Source organism: Marinobacter sp. CP1, from assembly GCF_001266795.1.
GTDB lineage: Bacteria > Pseudomonadota > Gammaproteobacteria > Pseudomonadales > Oleiphilaceae > Marinobacter > Marinobacter flavimaris.
On sequence record NZ_CP011929.1, the window covers coordinates 3,598,539 to 3,614,669 of the forward strand.

A 16,131-nucleotide genomic window follows, 5' to 3' on the forward strand; every position below is an offset into this window, starting at 1 on the left:
AGTATATCGTCCGGCCCTTTTTCGTTGGCTGGCGCAGCTACCTCAGCTTGAACAGCTGATATTCAGGTGCTTGCCCCAATCCGGCGGCAATGCAGCATAAGCCTCACTTTCCGGTTGCTCGTCATAGGGGCGCTCGAGAACTTTCAATAGTGCTTTCATCGGTTCGTAATCCCCGTTTTGAGCTTCCTGGATGACCTGCTGGGCCAGGTAGTTCCTCAGCACATACTTTGGATTTACGCGGCGCATGGCGTATTCCCGCTCATCATGAGCGCGGCTTTCGTTCAGGAGTCTCTCCTCATAACGCTCCAGCCACTGGTCTGCCACGCTGCGATCTACAAACAGATCCCGCACCGGCCCATGACCATGGCTGTGCAGATTCGAGAGCGCCCGGAAGAAGGCCGTGTAGTCGACATGGTGCTCGTGCATCATGCTGAAGGTATCCATGATCAGGCTCAGGTCCGCTTCATCCTCGATGATCAGGCCGAGCTTGTCTCGCATGTTCTGGAGGAAGCGCTCGTTGTAGGCCACTTCATAGCGGCGAAGCCCCCGGCGCACGTCGTCCTCCTCCATTACCGGGAGCAGGGCTGTGGCCAGGTAGCGGCAATTCTCGAACCCGACTTGTGGTTGACGGTTGTAGGCGTAGCGCCCGCCCTGGTCGGTATGGTTGCTTATATAGCCGGCATCGAAATCATCAAGGAATGCGAAAGGGCCATAATCAAAGGTGTCGCCGATGATGGACATGTTGTCGCTGTTCATCACGCCATGGCAGAAGCCGACTGCCTGCCAGTCCGCAATCGTTCTTGCGGTGCGTTCCACCACTTCCTCGAACCAGCGGGCGTATCGATCGTCATCCGGCAGGTTGATCAGATGAGGGAAGTGTAGCGAGATCACATGCTCAAGCAGAGTCTTTACGCTTTCAGGCCCTTCGTGGTGAGCGGCGAACTCGAAGTGTCCGAAGCGAATATGGCTTTGAGCCACGCGCACCAGTGCAGCCGCCGTCTCGATGGATTCCCTGCGCACCGGGTCTTTGGCGCTCACCATGAATAGGGCCCGGGTGGTAGGGATACCAAGTCCGTGCATGGCTTCACTGGACAGGTATTCGCGAATGGTGGAGCGAAGCACGGCGCGGCCATCCCCGAAGCGGGAGTAGGGAGTCATACCGGCGCCTTTGAGGTGCCAGTCCCAGCGTCGTCCATCGGGGCCAACGGTTTCCCACAGTAGCAGTCCACGGCCGTCGCCCAGGTCGGGATTGTAGGCGCCGAACTGGTGGCCCGTGTATTTCATGGCCACAGGCTCCATGCCCTCGAGTAACTCCGATCCCGCACCCACGCCGGTCCAGTCGGATTCGGAATCGGCGCGAAAGCCCATCTGCCCCGCGAGCTTGTGGTTGAAGCACACCATCTTTGCGTCTTTTAGTGGTGAGGGCTGAACCCGGGTATAAAAACTGTCCGGGAGCTCCAGGTAGCGATGCTCTATTCGAAAATCGTTGCCACTCATAAAACGCCTATACTCCCATTGGTATGAATTCTGCTGCCGTCTCTCTTAAGTCATCCATTGAACTGGAAACCCAACGTGTCTGATCGCTCGCTAGAACAAACCATCAGTGCCCTGATTCAGCAGGAAGGCCTGCCCGATGCCTACGCCGAAACGGTAGAAAAGACCATTCTGCCGCTCGCAGACCGAATCTGTGCGCTCCATGATACGGAAAAGCAACCCATTGTGGTTGGTATTCACGGAGCCCAGGGTACGGGCAAGTCTACGTTGACACTCTTTTTACGGGAAATTCTGCTGCGCCACCGCAACCGGTCTGCGGCCAATTTTTCCCTGGATGATATTTACCTTACCAGAGGTGAACGCCAGGACCTCGCCGAACGGGTGCACCCGTTGTTTATAACCCGTGGCGTGCCGGGAACACACGACGTTGCGCTCGGGCAACAGGTCTTGAACCGCTTGCGCAGTGCAGTGCCTGAAGATGCCACCCCGATTCCTGCATTCGACAAGTCGCGGGACGACCGGGTTCCCCGGGATCAGTGGCCTGTCTTCGGGGGAAGTGCGGAGGTCATTCTTCTTGAGGGGTGGTGCCTTGATGCGCGACCGGAGCAAGACAGTGCGCTTGCCCAGCCGATGAATCCTCTGGAGGAGAACGAGGACCCGGACGGAGTCTGGCGCAGCTATGTTAATGATCAGTTGAAAGGGGAATACCGGAAATTTTTTGATGAAATCGATTTTCTGATCATGTTGAAGGCTCCCTCCATGGCGTGTGTTCTTGAGTGGCGTCGACTCCAGGAACAAAAGCTGGCAAATAAAATCCGCAATGCACCAAAAAGTGGCGGGCCCCATGATGGTGCACAGGAGTTGCGCATTATGACCGACGAAGAAGTCGGCCGCTTCGTGATGCACTATGAACGGGTTACTCGTGCCTGCCTCGCAGAAATGCCTGGGCGGGCTGATGTTCTGATCAACGTGGCCGAGGACCATTCCCTTGGCCTTCCGCAGTTTCGCGAGGCCTAACGGAGACCGGCCATGGCCAGACCCCATTTGATTCTCTTCTCGGATCTGGACGGCACCCTGCTGGACCACGACGACTACCGCTGGCACGCGGCGGGGCCCGCCCTGGAAAGGCTGAAGGCAGCCAATATTCCCCTGGTGCTTAACTCCAGCAAAACCATGCCGGAGATCCGGGCTTTGAGGGAAGAACTTGGAAACAACGATCCGTTTATTGTCGAAAACGGTGCAGCCGTGGTTATTCCGCCCCACGCCCTGGGCAATGAGGAAGAAGAAGTGGTGAATTTTGGTGCAACCCGGGAACGCGTCCTTGAGGTGCTGGGCACGCAACGGAAGAAGGGCGCGCGATTCAGGGGCTTTGCCGACATGTCTACCGATGAACTGGCAGCGCAGACCGGCCTGGATCCGGCAGCGGCCGGGCGGGCCAAAGAGCGGCTGGGAACCGAACCATTGATCTGGCAGGGCTCGGAGCAGGAGCTGGCGGAGTTTGAAGCGGCTCTGAGTGCCGAGGATCTCCGCCTGGTAGCAGGCGGACGTTTCCTCCATGCCATGGGTATATTTGATAAAGCCGATGGGGCCCGGTTCTTGCTAAACAAATACAAAGAGCAATACCGGGAGCAGTATGGCGATGGGCCAGTGTTGGCCATTGCCCTGGGTGATAGCCCCAACGATCAGCAGATGCTGGAATCGGCGGATATACCGGTGGTGATCCGGGGCGTAAAAAGCGAAGAGGTTCGGTTGCCTTCGGCAAAACACGCCATTCGCTCCCTCAAGCCCGGCCCCGAGGGCTGGAATGAGTGCGTGCTCAATCTCCTGTTTGAGTACGGGTACTGACCCGTTCGAGTGTGGGTATAAAAAAGGAGAGCCGCCATGGGCGACTTTTACCAGAATGGCATTATCACAACCCTTCATAACCTGGTTCGGCGTCCGGTAGAGGAACTCGAAGCGGAGCTGATGAGTTTTCGCAAGACCCGGCCCATGTCCCTGGTGTTGCCCTCCCTGTACTCGGAGCTGGAAGGGCCGGCCCTGAAAAATATCGTGCATGAGCTGGGCAAGGTGCCTTATCTGGACCAGGTGGTCATTGGCCTGGACCGAGCCAACGAGGAACAATACCGCCACGCTCTGGAGTACTTCTCCGAACTACCACAGAACTTCAAGGTGCTCTGGAACGACGGGCCTCGACTCAGGAACATTGACCTGAAGCTTCGGGAGCAGAACCTGGCACCAACGGAAATGGGTAAAGGGCGAAACGTCTGGTATTGCTTTGGCTATGTGTTGGCCTCGGGTGTCAGCAAATCCGTTGCCTTGCACGACTGCGACATCCTTACGTATTCCCGGGATCTTGTGGCCCGGCTGATCTACCCTGTGGCTAACCCCGGCTTCAACTACATGTTCTGCAAAGGCTACTACGCCCGTGTAGCGGACGGAACAATGAACGGAAGGGTCAGTCGCCTGTTGGTAACACCGTTGATCCGATCCCTGAAGAAGGTCTGCGGCCCCAACGATTTCCTGGATTACCTGGACAGTTACCGGTACCCACTGGCCGGGGAGTTCTCGTTTCGCACGGATGTGATCAATGATCTGCGTATTCCCAGCGACTGGGGACTGGAGATCGGTGTGCTGTCGGAGATGAAGCGTAACTACGCCACCAACCGCCTGTGCCAGGTGGATATTGCCGATGTCTATGATCACAAGCATCAGGAACTCTCACCGGAAGATGCCAGCAAGGGCCTGTCCAAAATGAGCATGGATATCGCCAAGGCTCTGTTCCGAAAATTGGCGACCAACGGTGAGATTTTCTCCAATGAGAAATTCCGTACTATCAAGGCCACGTACTTCCGTATTGCACTGGATTTTGTGGAGACCTATCAGAACGACGCCATTATCAACGGCCTGACGTTTGATCGACACAAGGAAGAGAAGGCGGTGGAGCTGTTCGCCCAGAACGTGATGCGGGCGGGCGCCTATTTCCTCGATAACCCGATGGACACACCTTTTATTCCCAGCTGGAACCGGGTCACAAGCGCGATTCCCGACATCAAGGAGCAGTTGCTGGAGGCCGTGGAGTTGGATAATGAGGAATTCCGGCCATGACCCAGGCTCTGAAAGCGAAGCTGGTTTCCATGCTGGATGTCGTCTATCCAGAGCTGGACTGTGAATTTCTGGCCGAACAGTTGCTGACCACTATGGGTCTGGAGCCCAACCAGGCGCCGCCGCCTGCGCACCAGAATAACTGGGATGAATCGGATGTGGTGCTGATTACCTATGCCGACACGGTTCAGCGGGCGGAAGAAAAACCACTGCAGACATTGCATCGGTTCCTCGCGGATTGCCTGTCAGATTCAATTTCTTCAGTGCACATTCTGCCGTTTTTCCCCTACAGCTCCGACGACGGTTTCTCGGTCATGGATTATCTGGCCGTCAACGAGTCCCACGGAAACTGGGAGGATATCGAGGGCATCGCCCGGGATTACAAGCTGATGGCGGACCTGGTGATCAACCATATGTCGGCCCGCAGCCGCTGGTTCGAGAATTTCCGCAAAAGGGTAGACCCGGGCAAGGATTATTTCTTCGAGGGCAATCCAAGGGATGATCTGAGTGCCGTTGTGCGGCCCCGTACCTCGCCGCTCCTTAACCCGGTCCAGACCGACGATGGCGAGCGATATGTCTGGTGTACGTTCAGTGAGGATCAGGTTGACCTGAATTTTGCCAACCCGAAGGTGCTCATCGAGTTTGCTGCTATCATCCGGCGCTACCTGGAGCGTGGCATTATCATTTTCCGGCTCGATGCCGTCGCCTTCCTCTGGAAGGAACCGGGTACGCCCTGCATCCATCTGCAGCAAACCCATGAGCTGATCAAGATCCTGCGCCTGTTGATCGAGCACCACAGCCCGGATGCGGTAGTGATTACCGAGACCAACGTACCCAATCGCGAAAATCTCACCTATTTCGGCAACGCCAACGAAGCCCATGTAATCTATAACTTTTCCCTGCCGCCCCTGCTGATCAATACCCTGGTTACCGGTGACTGCAAGCACCTGAAAACCTGGCTGATGAGCATGCCGCCCGCGCAGATGGGCACCACCTATCTGAATTTTATTGCGTCCCACGATGGTGTGGGTATGCGGCCAACGGATGGTCTGCTGACGGAGGAAGAGAAGCAGCGACTGATCAACACCATGGACTCGTTCGGCGGCAAGGTCTCGTACCGGCGCACGCCGGATGGTCGCGACCAGCCCTACGAAATCAACATCGCCCTGTACGATGCGCTGCAAGGCACGGCGGAGTCGGGTCGGGACCACTGGCAGTTGCAGCGCTTCGTCTGCGCCCACACCGTGATGCTGGCGCTTGAGGGGATTCCGGCCTTCTACATTCACAGTCTGCTGGCGACTGAGAACGATCTGGAGCGGGTGGAGCACACCGGCCGGCTTCGATCCATTAACCGCAGCCAGTGGCAACTGGATACTCTGGAGCAGAAGCTCGCAGATCCCCTGAGCCACCACAGCAAGGCGTTCCAGGAGCTGAAACGGCTGATTGCCATCCGGCGTAAACAGCCAGCGTTTCACCCGAACGCCACCCAGTTCACCCTGCATCTTGGCCTGCAGCTGTTTGGTTTCTGGCGCCAGAGTATGCGCCGGGACCAGTCCATCTTCTGCATTCACAACATCAGTAACGAGGTGCAGCAGGTAGCGCTGAGCGACATCAATCTCATCGGCACCGATCATTGGCTGGATCTGATTTCCGGGATGACTATTGATGATCTGTCTGGCTCGATCACCCTGAAACCTTATCAGAGTGTTTGGCTGTCCAACCTGGAAGTTACCGGCTGATCCTGTCTTTGCGCCATTTGTGCAATGCTCGGAAAACTTGGGGTATCCTGTGCCCATATGAGCAAGGCCGAGACGTCATACATGATCAAAGCAATCAAGGTAACCGGGGGCAATCTAAGCTGGGAGCCCTGGGAAGGACCGGGTGAACCGCCCGCAGACCACGTCGAAATCGAGGTTGTCTGGACAGCCATCAATCGTGCGGATCTCATGCAGCGCGCTGGCGTCTATCCCCCGCCTCCGGGAGCATCCGATATTCTCGGGCTGGAGGTTAGTGGTCGCATCGCTTCGGTCGGATCTGGCGTTACCCATCTCAAACCCGGTGATGAAGTCTGCGCCCTGCTGACCGGCGGCGGTTATGCGACTCGTGTGGTGGTACCCGCGGTGCAGGTTTTGCCCGTTCCCAAAGGAGTGTCGCTGGAGACAGCTGCGGCCATTCCCGAGGTTTTTGCGACCGCCTGGTTGAATCTGTATCACGAAGCAGCCTTGAAACCGGGCGAGCGTGTGCTCCTGCATGCGGGTGCCAGCGGCCTTGGCACCGCGGTAATTCAGCTCGCAACGGCCTTTGGCAATCCGGTCTTTGCGACCGCCGGTGATAAGGCCAAACTGGAGGTTTGTCGCAATCTGGGAGCCAGTGGCGTCTGGAACCGGAACGAAGGCTCCTTCGTTGATGCTGTTACAGCGTGGGGTGGCGTGGATATGGTTCTGGATCCGGTCGGTGGCAATTATATTGCCGAAGATCAGCGGGTTCTGAACGTCGATGGCCGCATTGTGCTCATCGGACTCATGGGGGGGCGTATGGCCGAGGTGGATCTGGGCATCATGCTGATCAAACGCCAGCGCCTGATCGGTTCCACCCTCCGTTCACGCACGGTCGAGGATAAGGGCGAGGTGATGCAGGCGCTCTACCGGCACGTCTGGCCACTGCTCGCAGCCGGCCAGATTGAACCTCTGATCGATAGCACCTGGCCGATAGAAGAGGTGGAAGAGGCGATGGCCTATGTGGCTGAGAACAGGAACACCGGCAAGGTGCTCCTGAAAATCTCGGACTGAATCACACAGACCACACGCGTCTCAGGTATTGCAGTCAGTCTGCAATGTGAACCAGCTGTTTACCGAAGTTCTGGCCTTTGAGCATGCCCTTAAAGGCATCAACGGCGTTGTCCAGCCCTTCGGCAACGGTTTCGCGGTATTTCAGTTCTCCGGAAGCAACCCGTGAGGCCAGGATGTCCGTGATTTCCTGATGCTGGTCCTGCCATTCGGTCACGAGGAAAAAACGATGCTCCGGCGCCGGATCAAGCGCCCCGAGCACGTGGAAGGGAGTTTCCACGCTGGCCATATCTTTTGCATTGTAGGCAGAGACAAAACCGCAGATGGGCACCCGGGCCCCCTCATTCAACAATGGGGCAACGGCGCGCGTAACGGCTCCACCCACGTTTTCAAAGTAGATGTCGATGCCGTCGGGGCAGGCCGCTTTGAGATCCGCTTCCAGGTTCCCCGCCTTGTAGTCGACGCAGGCGTCGAAGCCCAGCTCATTGACCACGAAATCGCACTTCTCAGTCCCACCGGCAACGCCAACCACCCGGCAACCCTCTGTTTTTGCGGTTTGGCCAACGACAGTGCCGACAGGGCCGGAGGCTGCCGAGACAACCACGGTTTCGCCGGCTTTCGGTTTGCCGACGTACATAAGGCCGCAATAACCGGTGCGCCCTGGCATGCCTGCAACGCCAAGGTAGGTTTGAAGGGGCACATTGTCCCGTTGCTGAATTTTGTAGACCATCGGCGCGTCCGCCGGGAAGGTGACGTATTCCTGCCAGCCGGAGTAGCAGGTAACCAGGTCGCCGACTTTCAGGTCGTCCGAGCGGGACTCAACAACACGTGCAACACTCTCGCCGACGATTGGCTCATCGATGCCAATGGGGTCCATGTAACCCTTGGCATCGTTCATGCGTGGACGCATGTAGGGGTCCAGTGAAAGCCAGAGCACTTGAGCAACAACTTCTCCCTCGTTAGGGGAACGGACAGGACGCTCTTCCAAAACGAGATCGCCTTGTTGGATTTCGCCCTGTGGGCGTTGTTTGAGCACGACGGCTCGGTTCTTGTATTCGCTCACTTGTTCTCTCCGGTTGCATAATGAAACCAGATTAGGGTGCAGCAGAATGGATTTCCGGTCAACCTCTCATCATGCCAACACAAGACTGGCCCCGGGGTTTCATTCTACGGCTTGATGGCTATAATCGGAGGCCTGCTCAGGACGAGCTTAAAAACCGATTGCTCTTCAAGGAATGAAGATATGCCCCAGGCAAGTGGATTGCAGTTTACCGCCCGTGTTGGCGGACTCCCCTCAGATTTATTTTCAGTGGTTGGCTTTAAACTGACCGAGCGCCTGTCCGAGGTGTTTCAGGGTCACCTTGAGCTGGCCAGCACCGACCCCTCCATTCAGGCTGCAGAGATTCTGGAGCAACCAGTAGATCTCGTTATCTGGCAGGACAGCATGCCTCTTCGGCGGTTTACCGGGGTGGTCAACGAATTCGTCCGAGGCGATGCCGGCCACCGGCGTACCCGCTATGAACCGATTATCCAGCCGCCGCTCTGGCGTCTTGGACTGATGCACAACAGCCGGATTTTCCAAACCCAGGGCACCGACACCATTGTGCGCACTCTCCTGGAAGAGCGCGGCATTATCGATTCGATCTTCGATCTGAAGCGCACGCCGGAGCAACGGGAATACTGTGTTCAGCACCGGGAAAGCGACCTGGCCTTTCTCGAACGCCTCGCGGCTGAAGAGGGTTGGCATTACCGCTATGAACAGGGGAGCGTGGACGGGGACACCCAGTCGGCGCTTATAATCGCCGACCATCATGGCGATGCTCCGAAACTGGAGCCGGCAGCATACAACGCCAAAGCAGGCGGCAGCACCCAGCGCCCGGCGGTGTATCGGTTCCGGTATGAAGAACGGGTGCGGGTGGCCTCTGTGGCAATGAAGGATTACACCTTCAGAAATCCCGCCTATGCCCTGATGCATGAGCATGCTTCTGGCGATCTGAAGCACCGGGAAGACTACCAGCACTACGACTACCCCGGCCGCTTCAAGGCCGACGCCAGTGGCCAGCCTTTTACCGAAGCCAGACTGCAATCCCTTCGCAATGACGCCAGCACCGCCTCCGGCGAGAGCAACCGCCCGGATTTCAGCCCCGGCGCGAAAGTGGAACTGACCGAGCACGATAGTGACAATCTCAATCGGGAGTGGCTGCTAACGTCTATCATCCACACCGGAACGCAGCCCCAGGCTCTGGAAGAGGAAGGCGGCAGCGAACCCACCACGTACCACAACCAGTTCAAGGCCATACCTGCAGATCTGACCTGGTGCCCGCAGACGCCACACCGCCCCCTGATGGACGGCCCACAAATCGCGATTGTCACCGGCCAGGAAGGCGAGGAGATTCACTGCGATGAACATGGGCGGGTAAAAGTCCGGTTCCCGTGGGATCGCTACTCGAAAAATAACGAACACAGCAGCGCCTGGCTGAGAGTCAGCCAGGGTTGGGCCGGCGGCCAGTATGGTTTTATGGCGCTACCGAGGATCGGCCACGAAGTGATTGTCTCCTTCCTGGACGGTGACCCGGACCAGCCGATCATCACCGGCCGAACCCATCACGTGACCAACACGCCACCCTATGGGCTGCCCGAGCACAAAACCCGCACCACCCTGAAAACGAAAACCCACAAGGGCGAGGGCAGTAACGAACTGCGGTTTGAGGACGAGGCCGATCAGGAACAGATCTACGTACACGCCCAGAAAGATCTGGACCTGCTTACCGAGAACAACCGCACGGAGGTGATTCGGAACTACAGTCATCGCACTGTGGAAAACCACGATTTCAGTCATGTGAAAGGCAACGAGCATCGCACAGTCGATGGCGAACAGCGGGAATCCATCGGAGGCGATTGCAGCCAGAACATAGGCGGCACATTCCACCAGAAATCCTCCCAGGGAACATTTAGCGAAGCGGGCACTGAAGTACACCACAAGGCGGGAACCAAAGTGGTGCTGGATGCCGGCGCTGAAATCACCATTTCGGCGGGTGGCAGTTTTTTGAAACTGGACCCAAGCGGCGTGACGCTATCCGGGCCTGGCATCAAGATCAATTCTGGTGGTTCGCCAGGCAGCGGTTCTGGACAGAGCGTGGTGATGGCGCAAATGCCAAGGGTTATTGAGGGTGATCAGCCCCACGAGCCCGAGCAGGAGGCACTGGCGGAAGTTGAACAACGGAAGAACGCTCCGGCCATCAATGTAGAATCCCAAGTTGCGGCACTCAGGAAGGGGAATGCAACCTGCCCGGTTTGTGAGGAGCAAAACTCATGAATCAGGATTCCTGGTCGTTGCGGGAGTCGCCCTTTACCCATGTTCCCTGGCCTGGCCATCAACCTGTTGGGCTTGTCCTGGATGGTGTTGCTATCCCCGAACTCGGTGAGCAAATCTACCAGTGGGCCGGCGGACAAACCATTAATGCAGAGTGCCTGTACGTTGCAACCCGCTGGGAGGCGGTTTCGGACTTGTCCCCCTGGCTTGTATGGCTCAGTGGGTCAGAAGACCCGGTGCTGGAAGGGTTCCTGGAGCAGGGGCCCAGGCAAGAGCAGGGTTACCTGCTGATTTCGGCCACAGACCATGCTAGCTGTGCCTGTTGGATGCGCTCCCACCTGCAGGTAGAAGTGGCGCCGGGCTGTGAAGAACTGGTGCGGATTGCCCATCCGGCACTGGCCGCCACGGTGATCGGGGGCAATTTGCCGCGTTTCCCCACCAGGGCCGTGGACCGGTTGATTGTTCCGGATTGTATCAGCGAGCAGTGGCACCTTGTCGAGCCCCCGGCTGTTCAGTCTGGCGACATAGGTGACCAACCCGAAAAAATGATGGCCTCGCGGGACTTGAAGGGCGCTTTCGATGCCTTCAATCGGCGCAAAGGCGCACTGCACATATGGAACAACCTGCATGAGTCGGTGCGCAACCAGTTGGGTGGTCCTGATTTGAGGGATGCCTACCCGGCACTCGGCAGAATACTGGAAGAGGCCCTTGGCAACGGATGCAACAACTTGCGGGAGGTTATGCAATTCCTGTTCGTAACCTTGCCACCACAAGCCGATAGCAATGCCGTGACGGAAACGGCGCCTCCATTGAATCAAGGATGAACAATGACACGGATACAACGCCCCACTGACGACCGGGCAAGCAACGATCTTTTGTGCTGGGAACAACCAGGCACCCCCATTGATGAACCCGCTTCATGCCCGCTGCTGAGAACCGTGAACCTGCTGCCTATTCGGTACGGCAGGGTAGAAGTTGCGCCCGCCGATACAGACCCGGGGTACCCCTACTCACTGACCTCCCGCCCGCTTGGCTACCGCCTTCTTAGGTATGGCTATCTTTATGTATTGGACGCAGATACCGGGGAGCTCCACGAGTACCTGCATGAAAATGGTGAACTGACGGGCCACAACGGTGGCAAGCTGGAATACCCGAAGCAGCACACCCTCTACGTTTGCTTCGCCGATGTGCCCCTCACCGAACGCAAGAAAGCTCAGATACTTGACAGCCAGGAGGAGCGTGCGCACTTCATGCAGGAAATCGACCTGGCCAGTGCCTCGCCGGTCAGCGGCGGTGAGCACCTGCTGACGCCTGAACAGGCCAAACAATGGGTGGCTGAATTTGGCGAAGACTATACGCCGGATGCCCCCGAAAACGGCCACGCCCAGGAAAGCGAGCCCTATCACTGGGAGAATCAGCCCTATTACCACAAGAGCCGATTTGGCAAGTTGATCAAGCAGCAGGCCGTGGAAGACCCGGACAATTGCCTGTGCCTGGTGCTGAGGGACGACGTGGGCGTGATGCTGGACCTGGCTCAGCAGCAGGATGATGTGGTGGGCTGGATCGGCGACTGGGCGGAAGGTGGTGACGAGCCGGGGCACACCGAGCGGGACTATATGCTGGGTGCTTGGATAGAGTCCATGACACTGATCAACGATCACGCTCTGGAGACGGCTGGCGAAAGACCGGGAGGCGAACCTTTCCAGTCGCTGTACGAGAGTACCGACGATGCACAACGCCAGTCCATCTACGACTACCTGGAGGTGCGAAGGGATTACCGTGGCCCGCAACCGATGGGCCCCGAAACCTACCTGCGCGAGCACCACGGGGATAATCCCCTGGTCCGGGCACAATTGGCCATGATTGATGCCCTGGGGCAGGCGAACTACGATCAGCACCGGGACACCATCAATCAGCTCAACCTGCAGAACTATTACCAGCTTAACGGGGCCAAACTGGGCCAGCGCGGCATCAATGAACTGATCGACCGCCCCCGTATGGATGCCTTCATGGCGGCGCAGCGGGCCAAGCTGGCACGGTGGCAAGGGTTGCTGGCGGACATCACCGATGACCGGGCCACCCTGTTGTGTGATTCCCGCTTCCACCAGGCCGCCTGGTATTTCGACGTGGCGGATGAGAAGCAACTGGAGGCGGCCCTGGACCTGAACTATGCCTGCGTGAAGGATCTTTGCCGCACCGACGAGGCGGCGGAAAAGGTACTGGCCTGGCTGGAGGAGAATCCCCAGTACAGTCACCCCTTGTTCCACACCTTGCCCAAGGCCGCCCAGGCGCCGGATGCAGAGCCATCGACCACCTACTTTGGTATCGCAGGGGCCGGCTACAGCCTGGTGACCAGGGCCGCCGAGTGGGCGCGGCGCCTGGCCGAGGCGGAGGCCGGACACCTGCCGGACCTTGAGTTACGCTCCCATGAAATCCAGGCAAAGGCAGCCGCCATTGGCGACACCCTGGCACCGGCGGTGTCAAAAGGTATCGCCCGGGCTATGGAACAGCTTTACCAAGGCATTGAGGCAAACCGGATACCGCCCCTGGACGACCTGTTCCGGGACCTGCCGTATTTTTTCAAGGGCAAGATGCTCAAGGTCATCCAAGCCGGTGAGGTAGAGTTCCGCGTTGCCTCGGAACCGGAGCTGGCCACCTTCCGCCAGAACCTGGAACAACTGCTGTCGCTGAACGAGCGGCTGGAATCCCTGGCCCACGACCACGACGTGGCCAAGGCCACCCACGGCCACAAATCCGAGCGGGCGCAAAGCATCGTCAACGAGTTCAAGGCCACCCGGGAGGAACAGCGGGCCCTGGGCCGGCGTCTGGCCGGCGCCCTCAGCCCGGTGGAGGAAACCAATACCGGCCTGCGGCTCGAGCCCGCAACCACGGGCAGGGCGGGTATCTCCCTGCTGCTGCCTGCCGCGGGCCAGCAGCAGATGGGCACACTGATGGGGCACCTCCGCCAGGGCCTGACCTCTGCGCCACGGGTGAACCTGCTGGGGGATGGGCTGGGTGTGATGGTGTTTGCGGCGCAGTTGGTGAACTTTTTTCACGCTGTTTCCGAAGTTAAAGCTCAGTCACCAGACGCCAGGAGCTATGGCAAACTTATCGAAAGTCTGTCTGCTACATCCGGCGCCGGTTTCCTGGCCGCCCAAAGCCTGGCGGACACCGCTCTGTCCTCCAGGGCCCAGACCCTGGCAAACTCTTGGCAGCGCAGCGCCGTGCAGTCGGTCCATATCCAGATGGGCCGCTTGCATGTTGGGTTGGGAATATTTGCATACGGCGCGGGTGCTATCAGCGCCGCCATCGGCACCTACAAGCATGCCAGCAACTGGCTGGAAGCCGTACGGACCGGTAATGCGCAGGCGCAATTGGGGGCGACCCTTGGCATGGTGGGCAGCGGCGGGCTGACGGCGACAAATCTATATGGCCTAAACCAGACACGAATAGCTGCGATGGAGGTATGGCGAGCCGCCGACAAGGCAGGTGCCTGGGCCACCGCAGGCACCCGTCTGTCCAGCCTGTTCGTCCGCCTGAACATTGCCGGGCTGGCGTTTACCATGCTCGAGCTGGGGGGCACCTGGCTGTACAACCGCTACAATTTGAGCGAGCGGGATCAGTGGCTGCAGACCACCCCCTGGTCGCGGGAACCCGGCCAGATCCACAACGGATCGCTGGAGGAGTACGAGCAGGCCTTCGCCCAGCTCGGCAACAGCCTGTCCCTGGAGAAGGTCCCGGCGGAAGAGCAAGACGGTAAGGACCAACTGGTGCTGAACTGCCATGCTCTGACGGCGGCGGGGTTGATAGAGCCCCTGGACCAGCCGGCGCCCCGGCGAGTGTGGCTCAGTGCCTGGCGCATCCGGCCAGAACGCTCGGGCTGGTTCCGTGACACCCCGGAAACCTGGGTGCGCTGTTCCCATGATATCCTGACGAGCCTGGCCATCCGGGAAGGGGGCGGGCATCTGCAACTGGCGTTCTCGCCCCCGGACCACAGCAAGAGCGATCCGTATCCCGAAACCCGTGACCTGGCGCTGATGGTCCGGCTGGACACCCACCATTCGGAGGACCGCTACACCCAGGAGGTGTACATGCTCAAGGTAACGCCTGACAGTGACTGGCCGGTGACGCCTGTCCAGGAACCTCCCCAGGATAACGAAGGCAGGACCTTCTGGTACCAGGTACGCAATCCCTTTATGGAACTGGATATCTTCGAATGACACAGGAAACGCCCAAGGCGGATATAGCGAACGCCCCCAGGGCCGGGCGAAGTGACAAGTTCCCCAGCGGAACGGTGACGTACCTGTCACCGTTGCCCCTGCCCACTGGTTTGCCGCCCACGGACCACGGGCACGCAGTGGGTGAGGTGAACGAACGCTATCTGGACTTCGGGGTGGGGTTGCCTTCGGTGTTTGGCTGGCAGGTGACTCTTGGCGGCCCTTTTGGCTTATTCGTTATGGTGGCCATGGTTTTTCCGGCGATTGCCTTTTTAATGCTTTACTGGCTCGGCAATGGTCTGCCCGATGCCATTCATGCTTTTTGGGGAGTGATAGAGATCAGCTTCTGGATTGGCTTTTGGGGAGGGGGAGGTTTAATGCTTTGGTGGCTAGTTGCGTCCGTAATAGAACTCAAGAAAAAATCCCAGGTCATCCCCACCCGCTTCAACCGCCAGCGCCGCGAGGTGTGCTTCGTGCCCAATGGTCACCGGGAGCCCATTTTCGTACCCTGGGAGGAACTGGTGGCCTGGGTGACCGAGGCCCAGGGGGTGACCGAGTACGGTGTACAGCGCCAGTACGGCTTCGGTGTAGGCTTTCTCCACCCACAAACCGGCGAGAAGTACAGCTTGGAATTCCAGACTTACGGTTTGCCCCAGGCCATCAGCAACTGGGAGGCCATCCGGGCCTACATGGAGTACGAAGTCCACACCCTGAAAGAGATCCAGGATCCATTGGAACTTCAGGGCCCGGATGATCCGCCCTGGGAGGGCGTCCATGTTTTCCGCAATGCCCGCAAACGTCTTCATGAGGAATACCGGGAAGGCAAACGGGGAGTGCACTACCTGACCGGCTGGTACCTGTACCACCTGATGACCTTTTGGACCCTGCCCAACCGACTGGTGGAGTGGGAAGTCAGGAAGATCAAACGCATGACCCGAAAAACGCTGCCCAGGGACATGGCGGAGTGGTCTGAACCGTTATCTGAGAGCGAGTGGGCCAAGCCCAGCGAGACCTTCAAGCGCTTAAGCCAGAAGGTTCTTGAGAAGCAAAAGGCCCGTCCGGGGCGGTTGCCCTATGAAGTCTTTGCGGAAGTGTATGCCGAGGAGGACCGTCTGCCGCTGGCATCAACCAATTGATGAAGTAGTAAAGCCATTTCAAGGAGGAAATGATGACAAACATTGTAAACGCAAACCGCACAGGCTTTATGGCGTCATTCAGC

At 58.4% G+C, this 16,131-nt stretch carries 11 protein-coding genes; 9 read left to right on the plus strand and 2 right to left on the minus strand.

All coding sequences use genetic code 11. The annotated features are described in order from the left end of the window. Positions 1 to 42: 42 nt before the first annotated feature. Positions 43 to 1,497 (minus strand): protein adenylyltransferase SelO, encoded by a 1,455-nt coding sequence (locus tag ACP86_RS16580; RefSeq protein WP_053114822.1) that lies wholly within the window; start codon positions 1,495 to 1,497, stop codon positions 43 to 45. A gap of 75 nt (positions 1,498 to 1,572) precedes the next feature. Here ACP86_RS16580 and ACP86_RS16585 point away from each other — a divergent pair, with 75 nt between their 5' ends. The 5 genes from ACP86_RS16585 to ACP86_RS16605 all read left to right on the plus strand — a co-directional run bounded on the left by ACP86_RS16585 (position 1,573) and on the right by ACP86_RS16605 (position 7,385). Then, positions 1,573 to 2,511 (plus strand): hypothetical protein, encoded by a 939-nt coding sequence (locus tag ACP86_RS16585; RefSeq protein WP_075267679.1) that lies wholly within the window; start codon positions 1,573 to 1,575, stop codon positions 2,509 to 2,511. Positions 2,512 to 2,523: 12 nt separating this feature from the next. Next, a complete protein-coding gene (locus ACP86_RS16590) occupies positions 2,524 to 3,339 on the plus strand; it encodes an HAD-IIB family hydrolase (protein WP_053114824.1) in 816 nt (271 codons plus the stop codon). 36 nt (positions 3,340 to 3,375) lie between these two features. Beyond that, positions 3,376 to 4,599 carry a glycosyl transferase gene (locus ACP86_RS16595; protein WP_053114825.1) on the plus strand — a complete coding sequence of 408 codons (1,224 nt, stop codon included), beginning with the start codon at positions 3,376 to 3,378 and terminating at the stop codon, positions 4,597 to 4,599. Next, positions 4,596 to 6,335, plus strand: a complete 1,740-nt coding sequence (locus tag ACP86_RS16600; RefSeq protein WP_053114826.1) for a sugar phosphorylase — start codon at positions 4,596 to 4,598, stop codon at positions 6,333 to 6,335. Before ACP86_RS16595 ends, ACP86_RS16600 begins: the two co-directional genes overlap by 4 nt. An 84-nt stretch (positions 6,336 to 6,419) precedes the next feature. Next, positions 6,420 to 7,385: an NAD(P)H-quinone oxidoreductase gene (locus tag ACP86_RS16605; RefSeq protein ID WP_405421152.1), complete on the plus strand. Its 966-nt coding sequence runs from the start codon at positions 6,420 to 6,422 to the stop codon at positions 7,383 to 7,385. 34 nt (positions 7,386 to 7,419) lie between these two features. Here the strand turns inward: ACP86_RS16605 and ACP86_RS16610 are convergent, their stop codons facing one another. After that, positions 7,420 to 8,445 carry an NADP-dependent oxidoreductase gene (locus ACP86_RS16610; RefSeq protein ID WP_053114827.1) on the minus strand — a complete coding sequence of 342 codons (1,026 nt, stop codon included), beginning with the start codon at positions 8,443 to 8,445 and terminating at the stop codon, positions 7,420 to 7,422. Between the two features lie 180 nt (positions 8,446 to 8,625). Between ACP86_RS16610 and ACP86_RS16615 the strand changes: the two genes are divergently transcribed. The 4 genes from ACP86_RS16615 to ACP86_RS23305 are packed head-to-tail and all read left to right on the plus strand — an operon-like array spanning position 8,626 to position 16,048. Next, the gene (locus ACP86_RS16615) at positions 8,626 to 10,698 is read left to right on the plus strand and encodes a type VI secretion system Vgr family protein (RefSeq protein WP_053114828.1); all 2,073 of its coding nucleotides are present in this window, start codon (positions 8,626 to 8,628) and stop codon (positions 10,696 to 10,698) included. Then, positions 10,695 to 11,519 (plus strand): DUF4123 domain-containing protein, encoded by an 825-nt coding sequence (locus ACP86_RS16620; protein WP_053114829.1) that lies wholly within the window; start codon positions 10,695 to 10,697, stop codon positions 11,517 to 11,519. Before ACP86_RS16615 ends, ACP86_RS16620 begins: the two co-directional genes overlap by 4 nt. A 3-nt stretch (positions 11,520 to 11,522) precedes the next feature. After that, on the plus strand, positions 11,523 to 14,915 hold the full coding sequence (locus ACP86_RS16625; protein WP_008170419.1) for a toxin VasX: 3,393 nt from the start codon (positions 11,523 to 11,525) through the stop codon (positions 14,913 to 14,915). Further along, positions 14,912 to 16,048, plus strand: a complete 1,137-nt coding sequence (locus ACP86_RS23305; RefSeq protein ID WP_008170416.1) for a hypothetical protein — start codon at positions 14,912 to 14,914, stop codon at positions 16,046 to 16,048. The genes ACP86_RS16625 and ACP86_RS23305 overlap by 4 nt, the downstream gene beginning before the upstream one ends. Positions 16,049 to 16,131 lie beyond the last annotated feature (83 nt).

What these genes read in the sequence shown, in the direction of transcription:
- ACP86_RS16580 (WP_053114822.1), bottom strand. Translation starts at nt 1,497, where the DNA reads ATGAGTGGCAACGATTTTCGAATAGAGCATCGCTACCTGGAGCTCCCG.
- ACP86_RS16590 (WP_053114824.1), top strand. Translation starts at nt 2,524, where the DNA reads ATGGCCAGACCCCATTTGATTCTCTTCTCGGATCTGGACGGCACCCTG.
- ACP86_RS16595 (WP_053114825.1), top strand. Translation starts at nt 3,376, where the DNA reads ATGGGCGACTTTTACCAGAATGGCATTATCACAACCCTTCATAACCTG.
- ACP86_RS16600 (WP_053114826.1), top strand. Translation starts at nt 4,596, where the DNA reads ATGACCCAGGCTCTGAAAGCGAAGCTGGTTTCCATGCTGGATGTCGTC.
- ACP86_RS16615 (WP_053114828.1), top strand. Translation starts at nt 8,626, where the DNA reads ATGCCCCAGGCAAGTGGATTGCAGTTTACCGCCCGTGTTGGCGGACTC.
- ACP86_RS16620 (WP_053114829.1), top strand. Translation starts at nt 10,695, where the DNA reads ATGAATCAGGATTCCTGGTCGTTGCGGGAGTCGCCCTTTACCCATGTT.
- ACP86_RS16625 (WP_008170419.1), top strand. Translation starts at nt 11,523, where the DNA reads ATGACACGGATACAACGCCCCACTGACGACCGGGCAAGCAACGATCTT.
- ACP86_RS23305 (WP_008170416.1), top strand. Translation starts at nt 14,912, where the DNA reads ATGACACAGGAAACGCCCAAGGCGGATATAGCGAACGCCCCCAGGGCC.